Raw genomic sequence first — 10523 nt, forward strand, 5'->3', positions numbered from 1 at the left:
GTTTGAAGATTTAGAAACAGAGAAAATGTCTTAGCAGTCTCTACTAAAATATGTCCAAGATATTGACTCAAATCCAGATTTAGTATATTTAATGTTCAAGAATGAGGCAAGTGTTTTGAAGATTTCTATTCGAGTGTCAAGCACAGTAATTTATGTTTTGACTCATTCTGAACATAAAGGAAATATTGGAGAGATAGAAAATTTAATAAAACGAATTTGTGCTCAAGAGTTTTCTTTTCAAAATGAGAAGAATCCGATTGATATACGACGGGCGTCTATTCCAAAAGAGTTCATTATCGATAATTTAGAGGCTCTGGATGGAAAGCGTTTTATTAATGAACCAATATTGTTTACGCCTTCAATGGAAATCAGAGTGTCAAAGGAAGAAACTGTATTCAATAAATATGCAGATATCTTCATGTCGCGGGTTTTAAAATCATTTGCCTTACTAACAGAAAACAAAATTAATCAAAATGATTTTAGAGAACAAATATCTTCCGATTTATACTCATTTATCGATCAATTAATATTCAATGATTCAAACACATCACAAGAAATTCTAAATTATATGATTAGACAAATTCAAGAAAGTTTCCAGATGGTATTGCATTCAAAGAACAATCTTTTTAATGGAAACGACATATTTATTATTGCCCATTATTTATTGAAAAGAAATGATACTTTACGTTTTAGCGTAAATGTATGTGAAATAAGAAACTTATATAAACATCTTCAGAAAATGGTTAGACAAGATACTCAAGCACTCTTTCAAATGCTTGAGAACAATTTAGATATTTCATTAAGTGAGTTTGATAAACTTTTCATTCTATTAACGCAATTAATTGGCACTGTCAATCAGGTAGAATCAAAAAAATTTAGTGGTTTGATTGTAGCTCATGGTTATGCCACTGCAAGTAGTATTAGCAGCGTCGTTAATCGGATGCTAAAAGCCCATATTTATGATTCATTTGATATGCCTTTAGATATAAGCACAGATGAAATGATCGAACGAATTGAAAACTATATAAAGACTAATAATTATCAAGAAGGCTTATTAGTCTTAGTTGATATGGGATCACTTCATAATATCGGTAAAAAATTAGTTCAAAGCACATCATCTCCCATCATTTTGGTAAACAATGTTTCTACAGAAATGGCTTTGTGGGGAGGTAGTTTACTACAACAGGGCGTAAGTATGATTGAAATATCTGAAAAAATGAAAGAAAGTGGTAAGATTAATTGCCAAATTATTTATCCTGAAAGGACAAAAAAGAAAACGATTATCATTTCTTGTAGCACTGGATATGGAACTGCGTTAAAGCTAAAAGAGATGTTTACAAGAATTGTCCCAAAAGAAAGTTCAGTCTACTTTATCGCTCAAGATTTCGAAAAAATTCTCCAAAAGGGACTAGAGTTGGAGGTATTTAAGACTAATGAAGTTATAGGATTAATTGGTACTAATAATCCTCATATTGACAGCTTACCATTTATTTCTATTGAGGATTTATTTACCGATAAGGATAACCGTCTTTTAAAATTGTTAGAAACACACACAACAAAAGAGTTAGCTGAAGTTGTGAATAATGAAATGATCAAGAATTTATCTTTGAATAAGATTATTGATTCATTGACTATCTTAGATAGTAATAAAATCATTACTCAAATTGAACCTTGTTTGGATTCGTTGGAGCGATATTTGAATAGACAATTAAACAATAGTCAGAAACTAAATCTATATGTCCACATTAGTTGTATGATTGAACGATTAATGCGTGGGAAAAAAATGGACTCCTTTCCGAAAGACGGATATTTTCGAGAAAATCAAGAACAGTTAGGATCATTAATCAGTACCGCTTTTCGTCCTATTGAACAATTATATAATATTTCACTGCCAATTGAAGAATGCTATTACATCTACAATATTACTCAAAACCTGGATTGACACTAAAAATAAATTTGTGGACACTAACTTAATGAAAAGTTAGTGTCACTTTTTTTGTGTGAATAGATAACTTGTGTCACAAAAAGCCTGTTAAACCAAGTGTTTTGAAAATTTAAACTAATTGGCACGCCAATTGCTAGTAATAAAGTGAAAAGGAGGAATTCTATGAGAAAGATTTTATGTATCAGTCATGGAAATTTAGCTAAAGGAATGACTGAAACAGTGAAAATGATTGTAGGAGATTTTAAGAACATCGATTATTATTGTGCTTATTCTAAAGAAGATGAAGATATCGAAAGAGAAATCAATCGTATTATCGAAGAAAATCACGGAAATGAACTTTTCGTTATTTCAGATATTTTTGGTGGAAGTGTAAACAATGAATGGATGAAGAGGATAAACAATGACAATAGTATTCATCTTGTTGCAGGCATGAATTTAGCATTTGTAATTGAACTATTGGTGTTAATCAACGATTCACAAATGAAGGGGGACGAGGCAATTTTAAGGGCAATGAAAACTGCTACAGAAGGTTTTATTTATTGCAATCAGTTAAAAATGAATATTTCAGAAGATGATTTTTAGGAGGGATAAACATGATTAAGCTAGTTAGAGTTGATCACCGATTGATTCATGGTCAAGTCGCCTTATCTTGGACAAACAGCATAAAGGCTGACTGTATTTTAGTTGCAAATGATACTGTCGTAACTGATCCATTACAAAAAGCAACACTAAAAATGGCTTGTCCTCATAATATCAAAGTAGTAATCAAGACGGTTGAGGATTCGATTAAAGCTATCAATTCGGGAAAAACAGACAAGTATAAACTATTTATTGTCGTAGGCTCTATCGGAGATGCCTATCAATTGATTAAGGAAGTACCCGAGATTACTAGATTAAATCTTGGTGGTACTAAGGCTCGCGAAGGAACGAAGAATATTTCAAAAGCAATTAATGTTTTACCGGATGAAGAAAAACAGCTAAAAGAGTTAGCTGCTAGTGGGATTAATTTAGAAATTCAGCAAGTGCCAACTGACACAGTTATCAATTATAAATAGAATCTGGAGGAAAAAAATGATTATTCCAATGCATGAACTATTGAAGGAAGCAAAAAAAGGAAAATACGGAGTAGCCGCTCCAAACGTGTTCAATCGTGAAACCATTGAGGCATGTTTCTTGGCTGCAAAAGAGTTAAGAGCACCAATCATTTTGGATGTTGCTGGGGTACATGGAATTTATGAATGTGCAGACATCGCCCGTTTTTACGAGAGAAGATATCCAGAAGTACCTGTTGCACTAAACTTGGATCATGGTGGACCATTTGAGGATATTGTCAATGCAATTCGTGCTGGATTTAGTTCAGTTATGATTGACCGATCTCAAAGCAGCTTTGAAGATAATGTTAAAGAAACAGCAGAAATAGTTAAGATTGCTCATGCTTGTGGAGTTTCAGTTGAAGCTGAGCTAGGTCATGTGGGTCAAGCGTATGAGTATGATAAAACTCGAGATACAGGATTGACCAGACCTGAGGAGGCTGCTGATTTTCTAAAACAAACCTCCGTAGATTGTTTAGCAGTAGCTGTTGGGACTTCACATGGTGTTTACAAGGGAGGCTGCAAAATTGATTTTCCACTACTTGATACACTTGCTTCACAAATTGAACAACCATTAGTTCTTCATGGAGGTTCTGGTTCTGGTGATGATAATTTACGCATGACAATCGAGCATGGAATTCAAAAAGTCAATTTGAATACAGATTTAGTTATGTCTGGTCTAGATAGAATTCAAGCCTGCTATGAAAATAATTTAGAAATTAAGGTGCCAACGGGAGCAAATATGGATGAGTTTACTACTAAACGGATGAACATGCAGCAACTTTACTTAGTAGGTGCTGAAGGCTACAAAGAGAAGCTTAAACACTATATGAAATTGTTTAAGTCAGATGGACAATGGTAAAGATGATAAATCGGTTTGCACCGATGAATCTTACTTATCAAAAATTTCAACTACAAACATTTTTGAATGATGTTTCAGAAGTAGGATTCACTAAAATCGATCTGTGGACCTGTCCGACACACTTTTATGTTGATACTTTTTCTCATAGTGATACCGATCAATTAAAAAGACAGTTGCAACAAAAAAAACTGTCTATCAGTTGTATCAGTCCACGACAAAGTTGTCCCAATCCCTTTCATTTAGCAGCAAAAGACAAGGACATAATTCGCCGTACAAAAAACTATTTTCAACAGGTTGTGTATAGCGCACATGAGCTTGAGGTGCCTAGAATCATGATTACATCTGGGTGGTCGTTTAATGATGAAACTAGAGAAGAAGCATGGAAAAGATCTGTTAGTCTTTGTAAATGGTTGTGCCGCTTTGCAGAATCTTATGGAGTAAAAGTCGCTATTGAACCTTTGACTCCTCAAAGTACCAAATTAGTAAATTCTATCGAAAAAATGAAGAAATACATTGCCGATGTAGATGAACGTAATTTAAAAATTATCGTTGATACAGGAACAATTCGACGAGAAAAAGAAAGCTTATCTCAGTATTTTCAAGTTTTTGGAGAAATAATTGATTACTGTCATCTTACAAATTATAAAAAAGGGCAATTTGCACATGTAGATTGGACAAATGGCGAACTACATCTTGCGTCAACCTTGAAAGAAATTGAACAAAATCATTATCAGGGTGATTTTTGTTTAGAGTACACGCATAGGGACTATTTTGATAATCCTAGAGAAATATATGAAACCACGTATAATCAAATTTTAAAAATGGAGGAAAACAAATGACAAACTCAATGTCGACAAAATTTGCAGTTATTACTGAGAAATTCATTGCAGAAGTCCATGAACGAGAAATTCCTGCGTTGAAAGATGACCAAGTCTTGGTCAAGGTGAATGCATGTAATCTCTGTACTTCAGAATATGGCGTATGGGATGGAGCAAGACTTGGAAAGCAACCACTACCTATGGCTTTCGGGCATGAATACAGCGGTGTGATCGTCAATATGGGATCAAAAGTAAAGGGTTTTGATGTTGGAGATACAATTGGTGTTGGTTACGATTGGTGTGGTGAATGCGACTTTTGCAAAGAAGGAAAAACAAGTCAGTGTCCACATCGAGGCATCATGAATATTGCTTCGGACGATGGCTATTATGGGAATTTTGGTTGTGGAGAATATGTAGTTAAAACTTATCGCGCGCTTTGTAAGATGGATCCTTCGGTAGACCCATCAGAAGCTGCTTTTGTCGAACCGGCAGGCACAGTTGTAGAAGGTTTGCGCAAATTAAGAGTAGTAAAAGGTGAAACAATAGTAGTTATTGGTGCAGGCACAATGGGAATTCTAAATGCCTTAATTGCACGCGAAATGGGGTGTCGTGTGATTTTAACCGAAATGATGCCTAAAAAAATTCAAACGGCAAGAGAGTATGGTTTCGATGTTGTTGACGTATCAAAAACGGACCCAGTTAAAGCTGTAAAGACGTTAACTAAGGAAAAAGGAGCAGATGCTGTAGTCGTTGCGGTTGGTGCTACGTCAGCTAATAATCAAGCCTTAGAGATGATTAAACAGATTGATGGACGAATTCTTTTATTTGCTGCTGGGTATCCTGCACCAGAAATGAATATTGATTCAAATACAATTCATTACAGAAAGATGGAGCTACTAGGAACATTCAGTGCAGATATAGATGATTTCCAATATGCAGCTGATCTGATTAGTGAGAAGAAGATTGATGTTTCCAAGTTGGTTGAAAAGAAATTCTCTCTGAAAGATGTTCAATCCGCATTTGAGGCAGCAACAGTCCCAGGTGCTTATCGAGTTAGTATCGTTTTTTAGTAAAGTAAAGGAGGAGAAACCATGTTACAAGCAGTTCTCGCAGGGTTAGTATTAGGTATTTGTAAAATGGATATGTTCTTTGGGTACTGTTATCTTTCACGACCACTAGTTGCTTCGACATTAATGGGATTAGCGTTGGGAGATGTGACCCAAGGGATCATTATCGGGGGTGTTCTTGAGGTTATTTTTATTGGTTCATTTCCAGTAGGTGCAGCAGTCAGTCCCGATGGCGCTGCAGCTGGGGTAATTGGAACAGCATTTGCGATTATGACCAATTCGGGTGCTGAACTTGCAACCGCTTTGGCAGTTCCTATTGGACTTTTAGGCGGCTTTCTATTTATTGTAGTAAAACTATTTAATTCTGTTTTTTCTACAGCTATGGGTAAACAATTGGAAAAGAGGAAAATGAAGGCGGCTTCACGGATTTATGTTATTGGATGTTGGATTTCTACATTTGGTATTTATTTTGTATTTGGTTTATTAGCTGTTTATTCAGGAAGCGGAGCCGTTCAAACCTTTGTTAAATCAATTCCAGTTGATGTGATTAACGGTTTATCTGCTGCAGCAAATTTGTTACCAGCTATTGGATTTGCCATGCTATTAAAAATGATAATTAGTAAGAAAATGTCTCCCTTTTTCTTTATTGGTTTTATGCTCGCTGCATATTTAAAGTTACCAACGATTGCAATTACTCTTTTGGCTGTAATGTTTGTAATTATCATGCTAACACCTCACAATTTGAATACTTCACCCGCTGTAGGACAGGAGGATATTGACGATGACTTCTAAATTATCAAAAAGAGATTTGAATCGAGTTTTTGTAAGATATATTGCACTGAACTGTATGAACGATTATCCAGGACAGATGCACAGTGGTTTCACGTTTTCAATGCTTCCGTCATTAGAAAAAATTTACGCAGAACATCCTGAAAAATTAAATGAGTCCGTGATGAGACACCATGCTGAGTACTTCAATATTACACCATCATTGGCGGGCTTTCCATTGGGAATAACGTTAGCGATGGAAGAAGAAAATGCTAAATCGGAAGATTTTGATGTTACTACAATAAGTGGTATGAAAACTGCATTAATGGGACCACTATCAGCTATCGGGGATACGATTTTCCCTGCAACACTTAGAATTATTGCCACAGCAATGGTAACTGAAATGGCGGCGAAAGGTAGTATTTTGGCTCCTATTATTTTCTTACTGGTGTATAACATCCCAAACTTTTTAGCAAGATTTTATTCTTTAAAATTAGGCTATAACTTGGGTAGTGACTTCATTATCCAATCAGAAAAGTCTAATATCATGCAAAAAGTTTCGTATGCTTGCTCTGTTGTGGGCTTAATGGCTATTGGTGCTATGTGTGCTTTTAATATCAAAATTTCTACACCGATTGTAATTGGTGGGTCAGTGAAAGATGGGGCAATGAAATTACAAGAAACCTTAGATAGTATTTTACCAGGAATGCTCTCGTTGATTCTCGTGGGTATTATTTACTGGCTTTTAGATAGAGGAGTGAAAGTGGTCCCTTTACTATTAGGTACAATGGTTGTTGGTGTCGCTCTGTTCATGTTGGGAATTATAGCTTAAGGAGAAATGGATATGAAGAAAGCATTAATCATTGGAGCGGGCAACATAGGGCGCGGCGTCGTAGGCTATTTATTAAATCGTGATGGTTATAAACTTTCATTTTATGATGTTCATCCAGAGCATTTGATAGAAATGAAGAATTTGGGCGGTTACTCAGTGTTTGTTGACGATAATAATAGACAGACAGAGTTTCATGTATCTGATTTTTTGATCATAGATTCAGATAAATTATCCAAAGCGTTGGAAGAACATGATTTTATCTTCTGCTGTGTTTATGAAGGAGCTTTTAAAAGTATTGCAGAAAATCTAGCAAGGGCTATACAAGATTGTGAGAAAAACAATTTTAAAAATGTCATGCTATGCGTTAATTCACTGGGAGCTCCTCAAAAATTTGTTCAATATATCAGCGAGTATTTGAAAAATGACCCTTTATCATTGGATTACTTTAATGAAAAAGTTGGAATAAATCAAGTTATGGTCCTTTCAGCAGCATTACCGCTTCCAAAAGAGTTAAGTGAAAATTATCCATATGCAGTTATGATTACTGCTAATCCTCATCTAGAAATTGATGGAATAACATTCACAGGAAAAAAACCAGAAATTCTAGATGTTGAATTTGTCGATGATGCTGAAGGAAGAATTTACAGGAAGGTATATGTAGGCAATATGCGTCATACTATGGCCGCTTTTATTGGAGTAATAGAAGGCTTAACATATATTTATGAATCACAACAAGATCCACGAATTAGACCTTGGCTGGAAAAGGCGTTTGATGAGGCACATCAAGCAATTAAGGCTACGTATGATTTTGATATGTCAGAAGACAAATATTGGGTTGATTATATGCAGGAAAAATTAAATCAAGACATTAAAGATCCTATTGAAAGAGTCATCGCAAATCCAGAATTGAAACTTGGCCCATCTGAACGGTTTATCGGTCCTGCTAAATTGTGTTTAAAGAAAAATATTTTGCCAATGTATATCGCAAAAGGAACAGCTTACGGACTAAAATATCTACAGAAAAAGGACCAACGTTCGATTGATGAGCTATTAGCAGAAGTTTGTGGTTTAAACAAGGAGAACGATTTTGTACTTTACCAATTAATAAAAAAACAAACTGAGTTGATTTAGTAGAAGGAGAGCGAAAATGAGATATAAAAAATTTGGTAGTAGCAATTTAGAGATTTCTTCTGTTGCAGTTGGAACTTGGGCAATGGGGGGAGAAAATTCTGCAGGAGGTAGCTTTGGAGAAGTAGATAGAAATGAATCCATCGCAGCAATTAAGACTATGCTGGATGGGGGAGTAAATATCATTGATACTGCACCAATATACGGAGAAGGAACTGCTGAAGAAATTGTAGGAGAAGCAATTAAAGGGTATGATCGCAGCAAAATTTTTATTGCTACAAAATTCGGTTCTTACATTAGTCATTTTGATGGGAAGCCAGTCCGTAACAATAAATATGACGCAATTTTGAAAGAAGTAGAAGAATCTCTTGAAAGATTAGGCACCGATTACATTGATTTCTATTTGATGCATTGGCCAGATGTGAATACACCTATTGAAGAAACAATGGCTGCATTAAATTATTTGAAAAAAAATGGAAAAATTCGTTATATTGGTTTGTGTAATTCATCAAAGGAACTTATCGAAGAAGCGTTAAAATTTGGAGAAGTAAATGTTATTCAACCCCCTTTTTCTATGGTTAATCATTCACAAAAAGAACTGATGGAATGGGCAGAAGCTAATGGAATAGCAACTATGACTTCAGGTTCGTTGGGAGCAGGAATTTTGACTGGAACGATTCGTGAGTTACCAAAGTTTGATGAAAAAGACTTCCGATTAACCTTTTATCCATTCTTTAAGGAACCCGAATTTTCAAAGATTATGGAGTTATTATTGACGTTAGATAAAGTTGCAAAAAAATACGATAAACCAGTTGCACAAGTAGCAATTAATTGGTCAACTCAAAAGAGTTTTGTAAATACAGCTCTTTTAGGGGTTAGAAATCCAAATGAAGCTAAAATCAATTGTGAGACATTTGAATGGCAATTGGCTGAAGATGATATTAAGTGGATTGATGATGAAATACTTCGCTTGGAAATTGGTAATTAAATGATTACACTTTTTCAATTCTCTCGTATGCTTGATGCAACTCTTTCTCATGCCGGGGCTACGATGGATGAAACATTAGAACTAATTGAGTTAGCGAAGCACTATCATTTTTACTCTATTATTGGACCTCGTTGTTATGTTCCGTTGATGGAAGAAAGTTTAAAAGGTACTGATACTATCGTCGGTGCTGGCTGTAGTTTTCCAGCCGGACATGATCCAACGGTGATAAAAGCTGCTTATGCTAAATTATTAGTTGAGCAAGGAGCAAAAGAAATCGATATGGTGTTAAATATTGGTTTTCTCAAGTCCAAAATGTATCAAGAAGCTGAAGCTGATATACTTGCCGTTAAAGGAGCTATTGGAGAATCGATTCCCCTAAAATGTATCATTGAGACACCAGTTCTTATCGATCATGAAATTAGGGAAGCCAGCCATATAGTATTAGATTCGGGTATAGAATATATAAAAACGGCTACTGGATTTCAAGGGAAAACGACGATACAGCATGTCAAGATTCTATCTGAAGAGATACGTGGAAAAATCAAGATAAAAGCTTCTGGTGGAATTAAAAATAGTGAAGCAATATCTCAAATGTTGGATTTGGGAGTCTCAAGATTTGGTATTAGCCTGACGAATGTGATGAAGATAATTGAGGAATTGCAAAATGAATAATATCTTGAAACCTTGATACAGGGCTCAATAAAAGTTGTACTCATAAAAAATTAATCTTCGAAAGGGGATTAGAATCATAGTGACGAGGATATCAGAAATCTAAAGTGATTTCTGATATCCTCGTTTCATTTTCTTGTTAAAGAAGTGAACTTATAGCGCAGATTTGTCTTGATATTATTCTGTTCCATTATTGTTTTCTACTTGAAAAGTAAATCTATTTCCAATGAAAACCAAGTCGAGAAACATGAACAAGAAAAATGTATTATTTTTCATAGCGCCGATTGTAAAATTAAGCTAGACAACTAAAAAAGCCATTTGTGCTACACTCAAAATAGTTCTGACCAAAGAATTA

Annotated in this window: 11 protein-coding genes; all 11 read left to right on the top strand. The window is 35.0% G+C overall.

From position 1 onward, the window contains the following. Window positions 1–115 precede the first annotated feature (115 nt). The 11 genes from P7D84_RS13220 (at window position 116) to deoC (ending at window position 10171) form a co-directional block, all read left to right on the top strand. Window positions 116–1942, top strand: coding sequence for a PRD domain-containing protein (locus tag P7D84_RS13220; RefSeq protein WP_311806737.1), 1827 nt, complete (start codon window positions 116–118; stop codon window positions 1940–1942). Window positions 1943–2107: 165 nt separating this feature from the next. Further along, on the top strand, window positions 2108–2527 hold the full coding sequence (locus tag P7D84_RS13225) for a PTS sugar transporter subunit IIA (protein ID WP_016179258.1): 420 nt from the start codon (window positions 2108–2110) through the stop codon (window positions 2525–2527). Window positions 2528–2538: 11 nt separating this feature from the next. Further along, a complete protein-coding gene (locus P7D84_RS13230; RefSeq protein ID WP_016179259.1) occupies window positions 2539–3000 on the top strand; it encodes a PTS sugar transporter subunit IIB in 462 nt (153 codons plus the stop codon). 16 nt (window positions 3001–3016) lie between these two features. Next, a complete protein-coding gene (locus P7D84_RS13235) occupies window positions 3017–3898 on the top strand; it encodes a class II fructose-bisphosphate aldolase (protein WP_016252549.1) in 882 nt (293 codons plus the stop codon). Window positions 3899–3921: 23 nt separating this feature from the next. Beyond that, window positions 3922–4737, top strand: coding sequence for a sugar phosphate isomerase/epimerase family protein (locus P7D84_RS13240; protein ID WP_239661159.1), 816 nt, complete (start codon window positions 3922–3924; stop codon window positions 4735–4737). After that, on the top strand, window positions 4734–5786 hold the full coding sequence (locus P7D84_RS13245; RefSeq protein WP_016179263.1) for a zinc-dependent alcohol dehydrogenase: 1053 nt from the start codon (window positions 4734–4736) through the stop codon (window positions 5784–5786). Before P7D84_RS13240 ends, P7D84_RS13245 begins: the two co-directional genes overlap by 4 nt. Window positions 5787–5807: 21 nt before the next feature. Then, a complete protein-coding gene (locus tag P7D84_RS13250) occupies window positions 5808–6575 on the top strand; it encodes a PTS sugar transporter subunit IIC (RefSeq protein ID WP_016177908.1) in 768 nt (255 codons plus the stop codon). After that, the gene (locus P7D84_RS13255; RefSeq protein WP_016177909.1) at window positions 6565–7383 is read left to right on the top strand and encodes a PTS system mannose/fructose/sorbose family transporter subunit IID; all 819 of its coding nucleotides are present in this window, start codon (window positions 6565–6567) and stop codon (window positions 7381–7383) included. Before P7D84_RS13250 ends, P7D84_RS13255 begins: the two co-directional genes overlap by 11 nt. A 12-nt stretch (window positions 7384–7395) precedes the next feature. Beyond that, entirely contained in the window at window positions 7396–8514 is a 1119-nt protein-coding gene (locus tag P7D84_RS13260) for a mannitol dehydrogenase family protein (protein WP_311806740.1), read from the top strand. Between the two features lie 16 nt (window positions 8515–8530). Further along, window positions 8531–9499 (top strand): aldo/keto reductase, encoded by a 969-nt coding sequence (locus P7D84_RS13265; RefSeq protein WP_127979301.1) that lies wholly within the window; start codon window positions 8531–8533, stop codon window positions 9497–9499. 27 nt (window positions 9500–9526) lie between these two features. After that, window positions 9527–10171: a deoxyribose-phosphate aldolase gene (gene deoC, locus P7D84_RS13270; RefSeq protein WP_256596817.1), complete on the top strand. Its 645-nt coding sequence runs from the start codon at window positions 9527–9529 to the stop codon at window positions 10169–10171. Window positions 10172–10523: the final 352 nt, after the last annotated feature.

This window comes from Enterococcus dongliensis, assembly GCF_031927985.1.
Classification (GTDB): Bacteria; Bacillota; Bacilli; order Lactobacillales; family Enterococcaceae; genus Enterococcus_A; species Enterococcus_A dongliensis.

Bases quoted from the DNA above. Each gene is read 5' to 3' on its own strand.
- P7D84_RS13260 (WP_311806740.1), top strand. From the start codon at position 7,396: ATGAAGAAAGCATTAATCATTGGAGCGGGCAACATAGGGCGCGGCGTC.
- P7D84_RS13245 (WP_016179263.1), top strand. From the start codon at position 4,734: ATGACAAACTCAATGTCGACAAAATTTGCAGTTATTACTGAGAAATTC.
- P7D84_RS13250 (WP_016177908.1), top strand. From the start codon at position 5,808: ATGTTACAAGCAGTTCTCGCAGGGTTAGTATTAGGTATTTGTAAAATG.
- deoC (WP_256596817.1), top strand. From the start codon at position 9,527: ATGCTTGATGCAACTCTTTCTCATGCCGGGGCTACGATGGATGAAACA.
- P7D84_RS13230 (WP_016179259.1), top strand. From the start codon at position 2,539: ATGATTAAGCTAGTTAGAGTTGATCACCGATTGATTCATGGTCAAGTC.
- P7D84_RS13235 (WP_016252549.1), top strand. From the start codon at position 3,017: ATGATTATTCCAATGCATGAACTATTGAAGGAAGCAAAAAAAGGAAAA.
- P7D84_RS13225 (WP_016179258.1), top strand. From the start codon at position 2,108: ATGAGAAAGATTTTATGTATCAGTCATGGAAATTTAGCTAAAGGAATG.
- P7D84_RS13240 (WP_239661159.1), top strand. From the start codon at position 3,922: ATGAATCTTACTTATCAAAAATTTCAACTACAAACATTTTTGAATGAT.
- P7D84_RS13265 (WP_127979301.1), top strand. From the start codon at position 8,531: ATGAGATATAAAAAATTTGGTAGTAGCAATTTAGAGATTTCTTCTGTT.
- P7D84_RS13255 (WP_016177909.1), top strand. From the start codon at position 6,565: ATGACTTCTAAATTATCAAAAAGAGATTTGAATCGAGTTTTTGTAAGA.